General features: G+C 44.7%; 16 protein-coding genes and 1 pseudogene. 15 read left to right on the forward strand and 2 right to left on the reverse strand.

Annotated features, from left to right (window positions below):
- The first annotated feature begins 198 nt into the window (after nucleotides 1–198).
- Together HYU97_07635 and cyoE are read left to right on the forward strand one after the other, a co-directional pair.
- Entirely contained in the window at nucleotides 199–1062 is an 864-nt protein-coding gene (locus HYU97_07635; GenBank protein ID MBI2336615.1) for a heme A synthase, read from the forward strand.
- On the forward strand, nucleotides 1059–1928 hold the full coding sequence (cyoE, locus tag HYU97_07640; GenBank protein ID MBI2336616.1) for a protoheme IX farnesyltransferase: 870 nt from the start codon (nucleotides 1059–1061) through the stop codon (nucleotides 1926–1928). The genes HYU97_07635 and cyoE overlap by 4 nt, the downstream gene beginning before the upstream one ends.
- Here cyoE and HYU97_07645 read toward each other — a convergent pair.
- Nucleotides 1873–3048: an MFS transporter gene (locus HYU97_07645; GenBank protein MBI2336617.1), complete on the reverse strand. Its 1176-nt coding sequence runs from the start codon at nucleotides 3046–3048 to the stop codon at nucleotides 1873–1875. The genes cyoE and HYU97_07645 overlap by 56 nt on opposite strands.
- Before the next feature lie 79 nt (nucleotides 3049–3127).
- Here HYU97_07645 and HYU97_07650 point away from each other — a divergent pair, with 79 nt between their 5' ends.
- The 13 genes and pseudogenes from HYU97_07650 (at nucleotide 3128) to pgeF (ending at nucleotide 15723) form a co-directional block, all read left to right on the forward strand.
- Nucleotides 3128–3994: a CDP-alcohol phosphatidyltransferase family protein gene (locus HYU97_07650; GenBank protein ID MBI2336618.1), complete on the forward strand. Its 867-nt coding sequence runs from the start codon at nucleotides 3128–3130 to the stop codon at nucleotides 3992–3994.
- An 80-nt stretch (nucleotides 3995–4074) separates the two neighbouring features.
- Nucleotides 4075–4371 (forward strand): annotated as a pseudogene (locus HYU97_07655) (GIY-YIG nuclease family protein).
- 181 nt (nucleotides 4372–4552) lie between these two features.
- On the forward strand, nucleotides 4553–5827 hold the full coding sequence (locus HYU97_07660; protein MBI2336619.1) for a patatin-like phospholipase family protein: 1275 nt from the start codon (nucleotides 4553–4555) through the stop codon (nucleotides 5825–5827).
- Nucleotides 5828–6122: 295 nt separating this feature from the next.
- On the forward strand, nucleotides 6123–6341 hold the full coding sequence (locus tag HYU97_07665) for a DUF2191 domain-containing protein (GenBank protein ID MBI2336620.1): 219 nt from the start codon (nucleotides 6123–6125) through the stop codon (nucleotides 6339–6341).
- Nucleotides 6338–6715, forward strand: coding sequence for a PIN domain-containing protein (locus tag HYU97_07670; protein MBI2336621.1), 378 nt, complete (start codon nucleotides 6338–6340; stop codon nucleotides 6713–6715). The genes HYU97_07665 and HYU97_07670 overlap by 4 nt, the downstream gene beginning before the upstream one ends.
- Before the next feature lie 207 nt (nucleotides 6716–6922).
- The gene (locus tag HYU97_07675) at nucleotides 6923–8197 is read left to right on the forward strand and encodes a hypothetical protein (protein MBI2336622.1); all 1275 of its coding nucleotides are present in this window, start codon (nucleotides 6923–6925) and stop codon (nucleotides 8195–8197) included.
- A complete protein-coding gene (locus tag HYU97_07680) occupies nucleotides 8154–10259 on the forward strand; it encodes an FHA domain-containing protein (protein MBI2336623.1) in 2106 nt (701 codons plus the stop codon). The genes HYU97_07675 and HYU97_07680 overlap by 44 nt, the downstream gene beginning before the upstream one ends.
- A gap of 35 nt (nucleotides 10260–10294) precedes the next feature.
- Nucleotides 10295–11587 (forward strand): phosphopyruvate hydratase, encoded by a 1293-nt coding sequence (gene eno, locus HYU97_07685; protein MBI2336624.1) that lies wholly within the window; start codon nucleotides 10295–10297, stop codon nucleotides 11585–11587.
- Nucleotides 11588–11832: 245 nt separating this feature from the next.
- Entirely contained in the window at nucleotides 11833–12405 is a 573-nt protein-coding gene (gene ysxC / locus HYU97_07690) for a ribosome biogenesis GTP-binding protein YsxC (GenBank protein MBI2336625.1), read from the forward strand.
- Nucleotides 12380–12820, forward strand: coding sequence for a ribosomal protein S18-alanine N-acetyltransferase (gene rimI / locus HYU97_07695; protein MBI2336626.1), 441 nt, complete (start codon nucleotides 12380–12382; stop codon nucleotides 12818–12820). Before ysxC ends, rimI begins: the two co-directional genes overlap by 26 nt.
- 109 nt (nucleotides 12821–12929) lie before the next feature.
- The gene (locus HYU97_07700; GenBank protein MBI2336627.1) at nucleotides 12930–14012 is read left to right on the forward strand and encodes a quinone-dependent dihydroorotate dehydrogenase; all 1083 of its coding nucleotides are present in this window, start codon (nucleotides 12930–12932) and stop codon (nucleotides 14010–14012) included.
- On the forward strand, nucleotides 13972–14913 hold the full coding sequence (locus tag HYU97_07705) for an RluA family pseudouridine synthase (protein MBI2336628.1): 942 nt from the start codon (nucleotides 13972–13974) through the stop codon (nucleotides 14911–14913). The genes HYU97_07700 and HYU97_07705 overlap by 41 nt, the downstream gene beginning before the upstream one ends.
- Before the next feature lie 108 nt (nucleotides 14914–15021).
- The gene (gene pgeF, locus HYU97_07710; protein ID MBI2336629.1) at nucleotides 15022–15723 is read left to right on the forward strand and encodes a peptidoglycan editing factor PgeF; all 702 of its coding nucleotides are present in this window, start codon (nucleotides 15022–15024) and stop codon (nucleotides 15721–15723) included.
- Here pgeF and HYU97_07715 read toward each other — a convergent pair.
- Nucleotides 15713–16846 (reverse strand): VWA domain-containing protein, encoded by a 1134-nt coding sequence (locus tag HYU97_07715; protein ID MBI2336630.1) that lies wholly within the window; start codon nucleotides 16844–16846, stop codon nucleotides 15713–15715. The genes pgeF and HYU97_07715 overlap by 11 nt on opposite strands.
- Nucleotides 16847–16879: the final 33 nt, after the last annotated feature.

Consider the following 16879-nt stretch of genomic DNA (forward strand, 5'->3'; position numbering starts at 1 on the left):
CCTCTCGTCCATGACTGCCTCAATTACCTCAATTTTATTTTTATCTCTCATTGTTAGTAGCATCCTTCTCCTCCTTTCGGAGGATAGCTACTGACATTTTCACTCGGCAGTTAGTACTGACACTTTCACTCGGCTACCACAGGTGCAGCAACTTGTGTTGACCAAGTTGAGTAGACTTGCTAGCTCGTGCCTTTCAATATGCGCTCTATTTTACTAATTCTATTAGTCTTAACTTTTATTTTGATCTTAATGGGGGGATTAGTGCACGGAACGGGTTCGAGCCTCGCTTGCCCGGATTGGCCATTATGTTACGGCGAATTTTTTCCCAAGATGCAAGGCGGTGTTGCCATTGAACATTCGCATCGCTTAGTTGCTTCTTTAGTTGGGCTACTCACCCTCATCTTTTTTCTAAAAACTTTGCATGATTCTAAAGTATCCTCGAAATTCAAAAAATTAAGCTTATTGGCTTTTCTATTGGTGGTGTTTCAGGGAATTTTGGGAGGCATCACGGTTATTTATCGGTTACCGACCTTAGTATCCACAGCTCATCTGGGTGCCTCCATGCTTTTCCTGGCAACTTTGTTTTATTTATTTCTAATCATGAATCAAAATTCAACCGGTGAAAAACAAGTGTCTACTCAGTCTTGTGGCTATCATTTTTCGCTTCTACTATTGGTGCTACTTTACGTGCAAATTTTATTGGGGGCCTTGGTGAAACATACGGGGGCGAGCCTCGCTTGTTTAGAGATCCCTTTTTGCCAAGGCTCGCTTTGGCCCTCGGGTGGTTCGGGCTTACTTTATTTACATATGGCTCATCGTTTAATGGGGATGGGGCTTGGAATATTGCTGCTCGGTTTTCCAATTTATTTAAAAGTTAAAAATTTATCCCATCATCAACCTATCTTATTGCTGATGATATTAACGGCTGCCCAAATCACTTTGGGATTCCTATCCGTTTATACTTATCTTGATTTACCCGTCGCCCTTGGGCATTTAGGGGTGGGAGCGCTGCTTTTGCTCGCGTTAGTTTATATCAGTATTCGCGTGAAAGCCTCACCATGATTTCTTATCAAAAATCTCTCGTGGCTATTTTTGAATTGTTCAAACCACGAATTATTCCCCTCGTGCTCATCACCACCTTTGGCGGCATGTGGCTAACCCCTATGCCCTTGGTACCCCTGCGCGTATTAACGATTCTTGGGTGGGTCTTTTTATTAGTGGCAGGGGCCAATGCGATTAATATGTACCTGGAAAGAGATTTAGACCGCCTCATGACTCGAACCGCTGACCGGCCTTTGCCTACCCAGCGTATCCCAAGTGCCCTAGCTTTATGGATTGGACTTATACTTTCCATCATTGCCGTGTTTGCGATGATGGAATGGGTGAACCCCATTACCGGTTTGCTCGCCGCCATTTCTCTTTTACTTTACACAACTGTTTACACACCTTTAAAACGCAAAACCCCTCTAGCTTTGTGGATTGGAGCAGTGCCAGGTGCCATGCCTGCCTGGTTAGGTTGGACAGCGCTTACCCATCGCTTAGATTTACAAGGTTTGAGCCTCTTTGCCATCCTTTATATTTGGCAAATCCCTCATTTCTTAGCGATCAGCATTTTTCGTAAAGAAGAATATTTTAAAGCTGGGATTAAAGTGATGCCTTTAACGCAAGGGAATATGGCTACCTGTTATCAAATGATTCCCTATGCCTTTATCCAAATTCCCATTTCACTCATGCCTGCACCCTTGGGGCTTGTAGGTCGTTTTTATTTTATTGCAGCTTTAATATTAGGGATTATTTTTTTCGGCTACACTTGTTTAGGGATTAAAAACCAAGGTAACGCCGTTTGGGCACGGCGCTGCTTTTTTCTTTCGATTATCTATTTGCCGTTATTATACGCAGCTTTAGTTGTTGATCGATTTTTACAATGACAAACACTAGCAGCATCAGCGTGCCTGCCACATAAAATGGCACACTAGGCCGCAAATCAAAAAATGCCCCGGCTGAGAGTTGCCCCACAAAACGAGCCAAATTTGTGCTAGCTGTAAAAACCCCCATTACCGTTCCAATCCCGGTATCCATCACTTTGCTAGCCATGCTGGTTAAAGAAGGCTGTGCCACGCCACGCCCAATAGAAGCCGCGGCGAGCGGCAGCAGTAAAATCGAAACATAATGCACTTGTGGAAGTAATAAAAAACCCAAACTTAAAATCCCAGCGCCCACCATTAATAAAGTCATATCTGAATAACGAGGGGAGAGCCGCCGAATCAAACCCCCTTGCACCAAGATCATGAGCAATGCCATGAACGAAAAAATAAAATAAATTTGCGAATCAGGCGAAGAAAAAATACTTTTCATGTAAAATGCAAAAGTCGTTTCTAATTGGGTTAAAGAAAAAGTAAAAACAAAATTGATGATACAAATTTTTAAAAGTAGGGAATGGGTCAATACTTGTCTTAGTGGCAGGCTTTCGCGTTTGACCCCATGCAGGCCATGCCGATCTTCTTGCAAAACCGCATAGGCATAAATTGCATTAATAAAATTTAAACCACTGGTCACAAAAATGGGAACATGTTGCCCAAAGCCAACTAACATCCCCCCTAAAGTAGGTCCCAATAAAAACCCCACCCCAAAGGCAACGCCAATCAACCCCATGGCCTTGGTCCGATCATGGTTGGGGGTAATATCCGTAATATAAGCACTTGCCACCCCAATGTTGGCGGCAAACATTCCGCCTAAGAGTCGAGATAAAAAAATCATCCATAGATTAGTCGCAAACCCCAGCAGAATCATGCTAAACCCGGCACCTACGATTGAAATAATCAACACCCTTTTGCGGCCAATCTTATCTGAAAGCCGCCCCCACAACGGCGCAAACAAAAATTGCATAGCGGTGTAAGAGCTAACAATGACGCCCAAGATTGTACCACTCGCATGATAAGTCTTGGCCAAAAGCGGGATAGTGGGTACCAACAGGGCAAAACCAATCAGATCCAGTAAAATAACACTAAATAAGGTTAACAAGGCACGCTTACGCTGGGCATCATTCATAGTGCAAAGCTCATACCGATGACGGTTGATAAATTCAACTGTATAGTCTAGGAGTGTATAGTCTAGGAGTCATTTTATTATGCTGAGCGCCCTTAAAAACTTGGACCCTTTTTGGATTAGCCTAGGGCCAGTGATTGCGATCAATAGTTTTTTCTTCATCATGCTTATTATCTTTGCAATAACTCACTGGAAATTGCCTCACGATGAAGAATTGGCCACCCGGCATCGCTCAAGATTATTAAATTTATGGTTTCGCGAATATTGGATTTGGTCAACCAACCCTATCCTAAAATTATTGATACGTTTAGGCATTAGCCCCAATGGTTTAACCACCGTGGGGTTTCTCTTCAGTTGTTTTGCCAGCATCGCCTTTGCTCAAGGCTTGGTGGGCGTTGCAGGGTGGATGATCATTGCCAGTGGCACCTGCGATATTTTTGATGGAAGGATTGCAAGGCTTTCAGGGAAAATGAGCGTGTCAGGTGGGTTTTATGACTCCGTCATGGATCGCTTGGGCGAAGCGGTAGTTTTTTTAGGGGCCGCTATTTATTTTCGTGAATCCTGGGTGTTGTATTTTGTCATCGCCGGCCTCATTGGTTCTTTCATGGTGAGTTACACCCGCGCCCGCGGTTTAAGTGAAGGGATTAAATGCGATAGTGGCACCATGCAACGCCCCGAGCGCATCGTTTACCTTGGAGTAGGTTCGGTATTTAGCCCCCTGGTTAAACTTGCCGTTAGCGGGGGTAATATCAACGCCCCAGAATACATCACCATTGCTGCATTAGTCTTAATTGGCGTGATGACCAACTTAACCGCTCTGCATCGCATCATTTATATTTTTAAAAAATTAAACGAAAAAAACCCGCCCAATTTCACCTCCCAATCCAAACTCGCCAAGAGCCCCATCATCACCAAATTACGCGACACCATCGTTGACAGCTTGAGTTAGATAATGATGGGAAAAGCATCATCCCGGGCTAGCCTGCCCCGGACCCCGATCCGGGGACCCGGGATCCATAGTGGAAATCTATGAGAAATTGGTTTGTATATATTATGACCAATAAACGCAACGGCACCCTTTACATTGGTATTACTTCGAATCTACCCAAAAGAGTATGGGAACATAAAAATAAGGTTAATCCGAATTCTTTTACTACCAAATAGGGTTTGGATAATCTGGTTTATTTTGAACCTTATGAAACTTACGAGCAGGCTATTCCACGAGAAAAACAATTAAAAAATTGGAAAAGAAGATGGAAGATAGAGTTGATTAAAAAAACAAACCCTCATTGGAACGATTTATACCCTGACATTTGTGAATTGTAACTTCATGGATCCCGGGTCCCCGGATCGGGGTCCGGGGCAGGCTAGCCCGGGATGACGTAATGCCGTCATGCCGGACATTGATCCGACATCCATGTATGAGAAGAATAGATCCCGGGTCTAGCCCGGGATGACGGAAAAAGATTCTTTGGTTAAGAACCTCAATTTGTATTACAATTAAACAGTGAAGAATCGCAATGAACGCTTGGCGTTGGTGATGAGTGGGGGAGGGGCTCGTGGGGCCTACGAAGCGGGTGTGCTGCATTTTATTCGCACGGGGCTGCCTAAACCTTTTCGTGAACTCAATTTCCCCATCCAATGTGGCTCGAGTGTGGGGGCAATTAATATTTCTTTTATGGCCTCCACCGCTGATCACCCTGAACTTCAAGGCGAACAATTGTGCCGGCTATGGGCTGAGGTCAAACAAGAAGAAATTTATTATCGTAATTTTAAAGCCCTAGGGAATTTTTTAAGCAATACCTTCTTGGGCCTTACCCGCAATTTAACTCGGCTCAATCCCTTTGCCAGTCACAAAAAAAGCCAACACCATTTTCACTCGGTTTTTAACACCGCACCTTTTGTAGAATTTTTAAAAAAACATGTGTCTTGGAACAAAATTTCTCAAAACGTCAACAGCGGTCGTCTTAAAGTTGTGTCGCTCGTCACCACCCGTATGAAAACCGGGAAAACGGAATTATTCGTTCAAAAGAAGCCGGCCATAGAATATGTCGGCCCGTATCAAGTGCATGAAGTAGATTTAAATTATTCACATGCCATGGCCAGTGCTGCCATCCCTTTTATTTTCCCAAGTATTGCCATTGATGGTCACCATTATGTTGATGGCGGGGTGCGACTTAACACGCCTCTGTCACCCGCGGTGCAATTTGGGGCGAATAAATTATTTATTGTGAGTTTGCATTCGGAGGCTCGCGACTTAGCTCAACGTCAGGTTGATGAAAAAGATGTTAAAGACCAAGGGCCGCCTTCGGTGGGTGAATACTTGGGTAAAATGCTCAATGGCATTTTTCTAGACCGGCTCGAATACGATATGGAGCAAATGCTGCGCATCAATCAAATCATTGAACGTAGCGTTGAAGTATATGGCGATGACTATTTAGACAAAATCAATGCCGGGCTTAAGAAAGTCTTGCGTTCGGGGCAACAAGCCAAGCGTCGATTTCGCAGCATCGAATACATCAAGATCAATCCCAGCACTCCCATCAGCGACGTGTTTTATAATTGGTACAATAGCCACCATCATCACCCCCATTTTACCACCCTAGAAAATTTTATTTTACGCGCCCTCGACATTAACCAAGACGCCAGCCTTGACCTCTTGAGTTATCTCACCTTTGCCTCGGACTATCTCAAAATGTTATTGCAGTTGGGCTACCAAGACGCCGCCGCCAAAAAAGACGAAATCATCGCCTTCTTCGAGAAAAAACCGTGCAATCATTGAAATTAACTGTCATTCCGAGCCTAGCATATGCACTTGACGCCACTCACTTTTTTCTTGTCATCCCTGCGAAGGCAGGGATCCAGTCTTTTCAAACACTTCTAGATTCCCGCTTTCGCGGGAATGACAACGGTGGCGTCAAGTGCATATGCAGGTGGCGAGCCTAGTCCTTCGCTTAATTTTTATCTTACAATTGTCGAAGCACTAGCAGGGCTTCTATGTCATTGCGAGCGAGCCCCAAAGGCGAGCGTGGCAATCTTCCTTGATTTATACGATTGAGTATCGTATGATTCATCGTATGAAAGTCACGGCTTTAATTACTGATCAGTTAGTTTATGAAGTCAAAAAAAAGGCTAAAGGCAAAAATTTAACGGATTGCATCGTTATTGCCTTAAAAGAATGGCTGGCTATGCAAAAATTACGCGAGTTGAACAGCTCCCTTCAGAAAAACCCCTTAAAATTCAGTGCTTCTTTTTCGGCCCAAAAAGCGCGGGCCCTCAATAGAAAACTAACATGATTATTGTCGACACTTCTGTGTGGATTGAATTTTTTAAAAATAACCTTACGGTAAGCGCTGCCCTTCGCCAAGAAATTGAACTATTCCATGTCTTAGCCATAGAGTGCGTATTTTCCGAATTACTGCAAGGCGTTCGTCATCGTAGCGAAGCAGAAATAATTACAAAATATTGGGAGCTCTTACCAAAAATAGAAGAAAGAGGGCTATGGATCCAAGCTGGGCTCCTCTCCTCTAAAAATCATTGGGGCAGCAAAGGCATCGGGCTTATCGATGCCTGCCTTATTACCGCTGCAAGAAATTCCAAATCGCAAGTGTGGAGCCTCGATAAAAAGCTCAATGCTGTCTTGAAGCCTTTGGAACGTTTCCTTCCTTAACCTAGCAGTAGAAGCTGTGGAATTGTGGGAAAGTCGACGAGCTTATAAAATCTTGACCCCACGCGCATCAAGCAACCTTTATTATTTTATAACGAGAACATGAATAACAAATCCGGGGGGAACATGGTCAGGGTAGACCCGTCTTTCAGTTGTAATTCCAAGATTGCAAGTTGTGTCACAACAGACCCGTTATGTGTAAACGGGGACTTGGTATCTCCTCCATCTTTAGATGGCTATTGCGCAGCCATTGAACCTGACACAAGCAAGCAAGTTTCCGGGGTTGAAACGCCACTACCGCCATCTCCAGAAGAAATCCAAGCTCAAACCCTGACCATGATTGAAACCATTTACACCTTAGATCCCAGCGATGCCAACCTACAACTGTTACTTGTCACCTATGCAAAAATCGGTGTTAATCTACCCGATTTAAAAAAGCGCCTCCAAGCGGCCGAAGCCACTTTAAGCACTTCTTTACTCGATCAGCCCCGACCTCCCAACCCTGGAGTAGTTTCTGATTATTTATTAACAGCAAGTTTGAAGCAAATCGATGCCGAGCAAAAACACCACGCAACTTCAACTTTAGAAAAAGCACGGCCTGTCTACGAGGCCTGGAGCAAGCGCGTCTATGATTTGATCGAAACTGCACACCCTGACGTAGGTGGCCCCGAAGGCCTTGAAAATAATTACATTAAGCTTGTCCAATGGGGACTGGCAGCACAATGGATGCAAGACAGGCCCAAGGCCCATCATTACTTTGCCCAAGCCCAGGAATGTTTTGACACGGCTAAGATCCCTCACAAACCAGAATACGTGGCCAAGGAACTCCAAGTGCTCTATGCCCTTTTGAAAGATTCAGAAAGTTTTCCTGAACAAGAGGTTTTATTATACGACGCTAAAAAGTTACTGAATGAACTTGCACAATGCCCCTTTTTAGAAGATTGGGTGGCCCTTCGAACGCAGTATGAAGAACTCGAGGCTGACTTTCACATTCGCCGCGTTGAATATTATTTACAACAGGAATGGATAAACCTTGAAGATTATTTTTTTAGTATCATGGTAATCCTAAAAAGTTTGTGCCGCAGCTACGAAGAATTAATGGGGTTTACCCTTGACCCTCTCATGAAGAACCGCTTAGCTCAAAGCTATGTTGAAAAACGCCTGGCTCTTTACGAACATAGCTTAGACGAGATCTTAAGTCGTTATTCTCAAGACCCCCACAAGGCCTATGACGAAGCAGTCGTGGCAGCCCAATTCCTCCATATCGACGTAGCACACTATGCAAAAGAGGTTGGTGATGAGAAGGTACAAGAGGCCTGGGCCAGGGAAGAATTTGCCGCAGCTCATTATGAATTCAGGATTGGAAAAGTTAAAGTAGCTATTGAACATTTAAAAGACCTTCAAAAAAACTACCCACAAAGCATGAGGGTCTTTGTCAGAAATGGGCTATGTGGTCAACACACCCGTGTTTCTTCATGCGAATAGAGGCCTGACTGACTTACTTTCTCCCCATACCGCAAGCCACGAAGATGGAGAAGAGAAGGAATTATTCATGGCCTATCTCTTTATTCGACTCTTGCCCTTGATGAATGAACTCAACCCTGGCAGGCATGTGGTTCATGGGAATGGTCGCTTTGCCCTTTTCGCGCAAAAAGGGGTAAATGCCTTGGCAGCCATGGGTGGAATTAAGGCTGCTGAACGAGATTTATACGATCGAACAACCCCCCTTCTCGATGACGTAGTAAGTGGTCTCACCGAACTAGCTATGATTCATTACGGCAATAAACATGGGATGGAGAAAATATTGCCTCTCCAAAAGGTGCAACAATTCAACGACTATTTAGCAAGGCAGACACTTCAAAACCTCGTAGCCATTCGAAAATTAGCCGCAGATGATTCTAACACAGGCCCTTCAGACCCTGATGCAACAACACCCACAGCCCCTGCCCTTGATTTCATCGGGATGAGCCGACAAATTGCACAGGATCTCTACGGCATCTTGGGCGATACCTGGCCTCAACACCCATTGGCGGTGGGTATCGGTAAAATGCCCAGGGCAAAAACCGATATCCCAAAAGGAATTATGTTAAGCCAGGGCAATGATGAGAGTGGTGCTTCTAAACAACCTACAGCCACCAAGACCTACAAACCTAGCCGAGAAGAGGTGGCTCCATTTTTTAAGGGAAGTGTGAAAGTTGACGAGCTGATCAAAGAAGGTCCTCTGTATGTTTTGAAACAGTTGATCCACAAAGCCATCTATGAGAGCGGCCTCTCAAGATGGGAGGGATATAAAGCCGTTGAACCCACGGTGATTCGCCTTATTGCCTATATACGAGTGTACTACCCCAAGGAGTTAGAAAATTTAAAAATACATTTGAAGGGCTGGAAAAACCCAAACCTTTCCGAAGGGGGTTACCTTTGGCCCAGTGCAAGGGCTTTGCAAAAAGGCTTTAGAAGGGGCTTGCTTGGCCTAGGAGGCAACGAAAAAGAGGCAAAGGACTTTTTTGCCAACACACCTGTAGACGTAGAAAATTTCTTCAAAAATGGCCCTCTGGCCGAATTGCAGCGATTGCTTGGAAGTGCATTCGAGGAAACGAGCCAACTCTCTCCCAAGGCCTACCGAAAAATCGAACCTGGCACCTTGAGGTTGATGGAATATATTCGTCAAATCAACCCACGTCTGATGAAAGTCGTCGAGAACTTGATGGTGAAGTATGGAATCTTTTACGAAGGTTTTATTGACATGCCTCATCAGACTGAACTGGATCATAATACCTTGGGCTGGGAATTTGAGGTAGGCGAAGATCATATGGACATCCCTCAATTTCAAGTGTGGTGGCCTAAAAGAGGATGGATCAAAACTGAGGGAGACATTTCACCTTTTACAAAAATTTTCCTGGGTACAGGTGTCCCAGCACAACTTCAACCTAGCGAAGGTATCATTCAACTCAATCCCTTTGATAAGAGTGATTACCGAGTTAAAATTGAAATCGTAGAGGGTCACGTGTATCTTGAAGACCTTGGGTTCTCAGGAGGGGTTTTCATTAATGAAGAGCGTATCCCTCTGCTAATCCCCATCATTCTCGGAGAAGGTGACAGAATCGCAATAGGAGGGCCCCATATCTATAATCTGCGCATGACCCATCCGGGACATACAAACGACGAAAGTGGCTTTGGCACATGGACGGCCGGCCGAATTGACAGGCTTGCTCTCTATCTTCCTGGTGAAAAAATCCTGCCCCAAATACCTACATTAAATAGCATGCCCAACTGGGCCCTGCGCCGGGTATTGGTTTTATTGGGTTCACGAAACGGCCAATACAATGACTTTGCCCATGCCCTACAAGCGATACGCGAGTTGCCAGGAGGAGGCCCTCTTGCCACAGCTATGCAAGGTGCGTATGAGGGTCGTGATCATGCCAGTGTGGGTCCTTCGGAAATAAGGTCAAGTATTCTACGCCCTGCTAAACCAGAAGACGAGTTCGAGGACTTGCCAACATGGTTAGGCATCCGCCGTTTTGTTTGGCATCATGCCCATCATTATTGACTCTTCTCCCTCTTCATGTTACCCGCCATAACGAAATGTCGACTGTCATCTCCAACATTATTGCACGGGAAATTCTGGACTCACGGGGTAATCCCACGGTTGAAACCGATGCCTGGTTATCCGATGGCAGCATGGGTAGGGCCGCTGTGCCCAGCGGTGCCTCGACCGGAGAATTTGAAGCCATTGAATTGCGCGACGGGGGTGAGCGTTATTTAGGCAAGGGGGTTAAAAAAGCCGTTTCTAATGTTGAAACTATTTTGCAACCCGCGCTGGTGGGCAGAGATCCTTTTGCCCAAAAAGAAGTCGATCAAATCATGCTGGCCCTTGATGGTACCCCTAATAAATCAAAGTTAGGTGCCAATGCCTTATTATCGGTTTCATTAGCTGTGGCTAAGGCCGCTGGTGTTGCAGAAAAAATGCCCCTCTATCAATATTTGCAAAAATTAACGGGCACAGCGCAGCTTTTACTACCTACACCCATGATGAATATCGTCAATGGCGGCCAGCACGCCGACAATAATCTTGATTTTCAAGAATTCATGATTATCCCTACTGCCGGAAAAACCTTTGCCGATGCTTTGAGGATGGGGGTCGAGGTTTTTCATCATTTAAAAAATATTTTGCATCAGAAAAAACTATCCACCAGCGTGGGTGACGAAGGTGGCTTTGCACCTAACCTAACTTCAAATGTAGCTGCCGTTGAAATTATTTTAAGTGCCATTGAAAAGGCTGGCTTAAAACCGGGGAAAGATATTGCCTTAGGGCTAGATGTCGCGAGTAGCGAATTTTACAAAAATGGAAAATATAATCTTGCAGGTGAAGGCAAATCAAACTTAAGCAGCGATGATTTAATTCGCATTTATGAAGACTGGTGCCGGCAATATCCTATTATTTCGATTGAAGATGGTCTGGATCAAAATGATTGGGAAGGTTGGTTGCATTTAACCGAAAGCCTAGGCAACAAAATTCAGCTCGTGGGTGATGACATTTTTGTCACCAACCCAACCCGGTTCAAAAAAGGCATCGCTTCAAAAGTGGCCAATGCTATTTTAGTGAAACTCAATCAAATTGGTACTCTCAGCGAAACTTTAGAGGTGATTCAATTAGCTCAACAAAACCATTATGCCACGGTTATTTCACATCGTTCCGGCGAGACCGAAGATGCTACCATTGCTGACCTTGCGGTAGGGGTAGGGGCAGGGCAGATCAAAACCGGCTCCTTAAGCCGCGCTGATCGAACCGCAAAATATAATCAATTATTACGCATTGAACAACAGTTAGGTGATCGTGCGGTATATGCCCAGGCCAAAAAAATTGCGCCTTTATGAGTCTAACTAAGTTCTAAGTTTGCAGCTCGCGTACGCGTAGCTTTGTCGACCCGGCGCGTAAGCTTAGACCCTCATATGGGGCTAGCCGGCACGGGCTTCCTGTCATTGCGAGCGAGCCCCGTTGGCGAGCGTGGCAATCCCACCGCTTAAACAGAAGAGATTGCTTCACCCTGCTGGGTTCGCAATGACAGAGGAGCCCCGCCGCAGAATTTGGGGTCAAGTCTTGACCCCAAGAGAGATTTTTTATGCCCTTTATTCCTAAAGCTAAAATTACCCAAATTCTTACGGCGTTTCTTCTAGAGCAATTGCCCAAACCGCCGCCACCCTTGAAACATGTATTGTTGGCGGGGAGGTCTAATGTTGGAAAGTCGAGTTTGATCAATGCGTTGTTTCAGCAGAAGAAATTGGCCAAGGTGTCCAAGACCCCTGGCAAAACGGTATCGATCAATTATTATTTTACCGATCAGCAAACGGTTTTGATTGATCTTCCTGGCTATGGCTATGCCCAACGCAGCAAAAAAGAAGTGGGGCAGTGGCAATACTTTTTAGAAGGTTTTTTGCGTCAAGTACCCCCTGATTCTGAATTGTTGCTGTTAGTCGATAGCCGGCGAGGTATCCAAAAAGAAGACCTGGAGGCCTTAGAGTACTTTCAATTTTTTGGAATTAAAGTTACCATCCTCTTGACCAAGGCTGATAAATTGAATAACCAAGCACGCAGTAAACTTCAATCAACGACTAAAGTCGCTGCGTTGTTGTTTTCGATCCATATGCCAGAGTTGATTCAGGAGGTCTATGACACTATCTTTACGCCCCATTAAAAAAGAAGACATCCCGGCCATTTTAGAAATTGAGAAACAAAGTTTTCCAGAACCTTACTCCGAGGCTGTTTTTCAAGATGAATTAAAAATTACCTGTTCTAATCTTTGGGTAGCTGAAATCAACTCACAGTTAGCTGGTTATATCGATTTTTGGATTATCCACGACGAGGTCGAACTGATTAGCATTGCCGTTCACCCCAACTTTCGTCGCCAACATATCGCCGAAACTTTAATGAACCAAATGATTCAAATGGCCCAAACCAAAAATATTCATATTATTTATTTAGATGTGCGAGAGAGTAATTTGGCTGCTAAAAGTTTATATGAGCGTTTTGGCTTTAAGCAAGTAGGGGTAAGAAAGCGTTATTATAAAAACAACCATGAAAATGCACTAATCATGGTAAAGGAGTTGTAATGTCATATATGGATGCCGGATCAATGTCCGGCATGACGGCATTACGTCATCCCGGGCAAGCCTGCCCCGGACTTGATCCGGGGATCCGGGATCCACGTATAATATCACTATGTACCGCTTGATCAAACCTCTCTTATTTTCTCTCAACCCTGAAACCGCTCATCATCAAGCGCTGCTGTGGGGGAAATTTGTTGGTAAAACTTTTTTAGCAAAACCTTTCACATGGTGCTTTAACTACGAACATGCCAGTTTAAAACAAAGCCTATGGGGCCAAACCTTTGCCAACCCAGTGGGTTTAGCCGCAGGGTTTGATAAAAATGCAGACCTCCTTGATTTTTTACCAAGCCTTGGTTTTGGGTTTTTAGAGATTGGTTCGGTCACGGCTAAGCCCTCCGCAGGAAATCCTTTACCAAGAGTATTTCGACTGCCTCAAGATCGTGCCCTCATCAATCGGTTGGGCCTACCCAATATAGGGGCTCAAAGAGTGGCTGAAAAATTAATCAAACACCCAAGCGCTGTTCCACTGGGGATCAATATCGCCAAAACTCCTGATCCTCGGTGTTTAGGCAGCCTCGGGGTGAAAGACTTTGCTGAAAGTTTTGCTAAACTTGGCCCCCTGGCCGATTATGTTGTGCTTAATATCAGTTGCCCGAACACCAATGATGGCAAAACCTTTGAAGAAACAGAATATTTAGAAGAGCTGCTAAACAAAATTAGCGATGAAGCCAAAAGTCAAAAAATTAAAAAACCTATTTTGCTAAAATTATCACCGGACCTTACTTTCCAAAAATTAGAATCGCTCTTTGCAGTCAGTGAAAAATATAATATCGGTGGTTTTGTGGTGGCCAACACCACCCAAGAACGCACTCATTTAAAAACAAGTTCGAATTTACTTAGAAAGATAGGTGCAGGGGGCTTAAGCGGTGCACCCCTACATTCTATCTCCGTTAAAATGATTCAATTTGTTAAACGAAACTTGCCTAAAAAAATAATTATCGGAGTAGGGGGGATTTTTTCTAGCCTTGAGGCCTATGAAAAAATCAAAGCCGGGGCCTCGTTGGTGCAAATCTACACTGGGCTTATTTACCAAGGCCCTGGGCTTGTTAAGTCGATTAATCAAGGTTTAGTTAAACTTCTCAAACAAGAGGGTTATGGATCCATCACCGAAGCCATCGGTTCAACTCATCGTTGATGCAAGCGGTGAGGGGAAACGGGCCGACCAATTTATCAGCGAACGCTTTCGTATCACTCGTTCTAAAATTAAGCGGGGGATCGAAGCTCATACTATTTTACTCAACGACAAACCCCTTAAACCCGCCACCCATTTAAGAAAAAAAGATCAAGTAACGATTAATTGGCCATACGCGTCATCCCCCGGCGTGACCGGGGGATCCAGAATGTTACCGGAGGATATCCCATTAGAAATTATTTATGAAGACGACGATCTATTTGCAGTAAACAAAGAAGCAAAATTTGTCACTCACCCCGCACCTGGCCACCCCAATCAAACCATGATGAACGCCATTTTGCACTATCACCCTGGCGCCTGCATTACCCATCGCCTTGATAAAGGAACTTCAGGGGTGTTGTTGGTGGCCAAAAACGAATGGACTTTAGAAAAAATCCAAACTCAATTTAAAAACCGCCAAATTAAAAAGACCTATCAAGCCTTGGTATGGGGCAAATTCAAGCTCTTACATGGTTCTTTCAAAACGGTGATTGGCCGCAGCCTTCATGATCGCAAAAAAATGTCTTCGCAAACTCAAAAGGGCCGCGAAGCCCATACCGATTACCGAGTGCTCGAAGAATTAGGGCCCATCACTTTTGTCGAGGCTTATCCTAAAACCGGGCGCACCCATCAAATCCGAGTGCATTTTAAAGAAAGCCATCACCCCTTGGTAGGTGATCCGGTTTATGGCCCCCGCGGTGATTTGCCCTATGTGATTGAAGATTTTCCCCATCAAGCCTTACACGCCTATCAACTTGAGTTGACTCACCCCCGCACAAAAGAAAGATTGATCATTGTTGCCCCCTTGCGGCAAGATATGAGGGAGTTGCTTAACAAACTTAGACTGTCATTGCGAGGGCTATAAATAGTGTCATTCTGAGCCCAGCAGGGCGAAAGAATCTTCCATTTTATTAAGCAACCCGAAATGGAAGATTCTTCACCCTGCTGGGTTCAGAATGACAGATATCATCATATGCTAACTAAATCCTTTACCTTCGACACACATCAGATCAACGTCCTTTTTACGGGCAAAGGATTTAATTTAAATTCATTCCGTGGTTTGGGATTTGATCAACCGTTATTGTTAAACCAAATCCATTCTGATCAAATTATTGAAATTGAAAATAATTCTATTATGGATCCCGGGTCTGGGCCCGGGATGACGGAGAACTGTTACGGCAAGGAAGGCGACGGCCTAGTCACTTCTTTACCCAATGTTTGTTTAGGCATCAAAACGGCTGATTGCGTGCCTATTTTGCTGTTTGACCCAAGCGGCACCCTAGCCGCAGTTCATGCGGGTTGGCGAGGGAGCGCCCAGCAAATTGTTAAACAATGTGTTGAAGAATATTTTACGGCTGATTCGCGTGATAAAATCAAGGCCCTGATTGGGCCGGCGATTTGCGCTAAACATTATGAAGTAGGGGAAGAAGTGGCCGATCTTTTCAAACAATACCCCGACGCCCTTCATTCAGGAAAAGAAAATAAATTTTACTTAAATTTGGGGAGGGTCAATGAGCTGCAGCTTTTACAAGCCGGCTTGACCCTCCCCAATATTGAAACCATCCCTCATTGCACCTTCGAATTAACCGAACTTTACCACTCTTTTCGAAGAGACGGCGCTTCTAACGAACGCAATTATGCAATCGTCATGAAGAAAACTTTAACTAAAGCGTAATTGTTACCGTATCGGTGGCGCTCGTACCATCGATTGAAATAGTAATGGTAATTTCAACCCCAGTAACCGTAGAATCATGCACAGAAAGTGTTACGGTTGCGTTGTTGTAACCTCCATTAACCGCAGTCGCAAAGGCAGCAAAAACTTCTGCTAGTTCGCTTGCTGCACTCACCGGTCTATATAATCCACCATTAGCATCAGCAATACTTTGTAAGACGCTATCAATGGCACCTGATCCCAAACCAATGACATAAGCTGTAATATCGTTGGTACTCAAACAAGAGTTCAGATCAGCTAAGCTGCTACTACCACCACCGCTATCGTCACCATCCGAAAGCAAAAGGATATATTTACTATTACCCGAAGTGATCGAGGAGTTCGTAGCCATATCGGTACATACCTCAGTCATCGAATCATAAAGCGGTGTGCCTGCGCCATCTCCTACCGTGGCAACTGCCGAGGAAAAGGCTGCATTGTTAGCCGACGTGGTTGCAGACCAATCAAGCAACTCACTCGTATCTGTGAAACCTGTCGTTGCTGCCCAAGTTGCTCGAGCACCCGTACAGCCAGTCGCATCGAGAGAACTATCTGTCGTAAAATCATAAGCCGCAACTTGATTGCTGGCTGAATCTGCCTCTAATTCATCATAAAAAGAATTTGATGCTGTAACCCTTAAACAAGAAGGGTCGCTACCCGACATACTTCCGCTACTATCGATATCCAAGGCCCATGAACCTGTCCCTGTGGTGGCACTCACCGTAGCAATGGAAGCAAAGGTGCAGGTAATGGTGGTACTAAAGGCAGAGCTGATACTGCAGGTAATATCACCATCTGCCGCATTGGCCGAACGAACCACAATATTGTCAATGGCCACTCGAAGTGGAGTACCCGATGTGTTTTGTGCCAAGATAGCGTTGCCACTTGAATCGGTAGCCACAAAACCAATATTCACATTCCCACTGGTTGAAAAATCATCGGCCTTGGTCGCATTTACAATGGTCATCCCGGTTGCATTCGCCAGATTATCATTGCCAGTTCCGGCTGAACTTCCACAAGAGAGTGCGCCCCCACTCACAATACTCACCATCAGTGCTATGAAAGCACGACTTTGTTTTAGTTTCATAAAAAACCCTTTCTATAAAATTAGGTTGCGGGC

The sequence above is a fragment of the Deltaproteobacteria bacterium genome (genome assembly GCA_016183235.1).
GTDB lineage: Bacteria > UBA10199 > UBA10199 > DSSB01 > JACPFA01 > JACPFA01.

Bases quoted from the DNA above. Each gene is read 5' to 3' on its own strand.
- HYU97_07635 (MBI2336615.1), top strand. From the start codon at position 199: ATGCGCTCTATTTTACTAATTCTATTAGTCTTAACTTTTATTTTGATC.
- cyoE (MBI2336616.1), top strand. From the start codon at position 1,059: ATGATTTCTTATCAAAAATCTCTCGTGGCTATTTTTGAATTGTTCAAA.
- HYU97_07645 (MBI2336617.1), bottom strand. From the start codon at position 3,048: ATGAATGATGCCCAGCGTAAGCGTGCCTTGTTAACCTTATTTAGTGTT.
- HYU97_07650 (MBI2336618.1), top strand. From the start codon at position 3,128: ATGCTGAGCGCCCTTAAAAACTTGGACCCTTTTTGGATTAGCCTAGGG.
- HYU97_07665 (MBI2336620.1), top strand. From the start codon at position 6,123: ATGAAAGTCACGGCTTTAATTACTGATCAGTTAGTTTATGAAGTCAAA.
- HYU97_07670 (MBI2336621.1), top strand. From the start codon at position 6,338: ATGATTATTGTCGACACTTCTGTGTGGATTGAATTTTTTAAAAATAAC.
- HYU97_07680 (MBI2336623.1), top strand. From the start codon at position 8,154: ATGGGCTATGTGGTCAACACACCCGTGTTTCTTCATGCGAATAGAGGC.
- eno (MBI2336624.1), top strand. From the start codon at position 10,295: ATGTCGACTGTCATCTCCAACATTATTGCACGGGAAATTCTGGACTCA.
- ysxC (MBI2336625.1), top strand. From the start codon at position 11,833: ATGCCCTTTATTCCTAAAGCTAAAATTACCCAAATTCTTACGGCGTTT.
- rimI (MBI2336626.1), top strand. From the start codon at position 12,380: ATGACACTATCTTTACGCCCCATTAAAAAAGAAGACATCCCGGCCATT.
- HYU97_07700 (MBI2336627.1), top strand. From the start codon at position 12,930: ATGTACCGCTTGATCAAACCTCTCTTATTTTCTCTCAACCCTGAAACC.
- HYU97_07705 (MBI2336628.1), top strand. From the start codon at position 13,972: ATGGATCCATCACCGAAGCCATCGGTTCAACTCATCGTTGATGCAAGC.
- pgeF (MBI2336629.1), top strand. From the start codon at position 15,022: ATGCTAACTAAATCCTTTACCTTCGACACACATCAGATCAACGTCCTT.
- HYU97_07715 (MBI2336630.1), bottom strand. From the start codon at position 16,846: ATGAAACTAAAACAAAGTCGTGCTTTCATAGCACTGATGGTGAGTATT.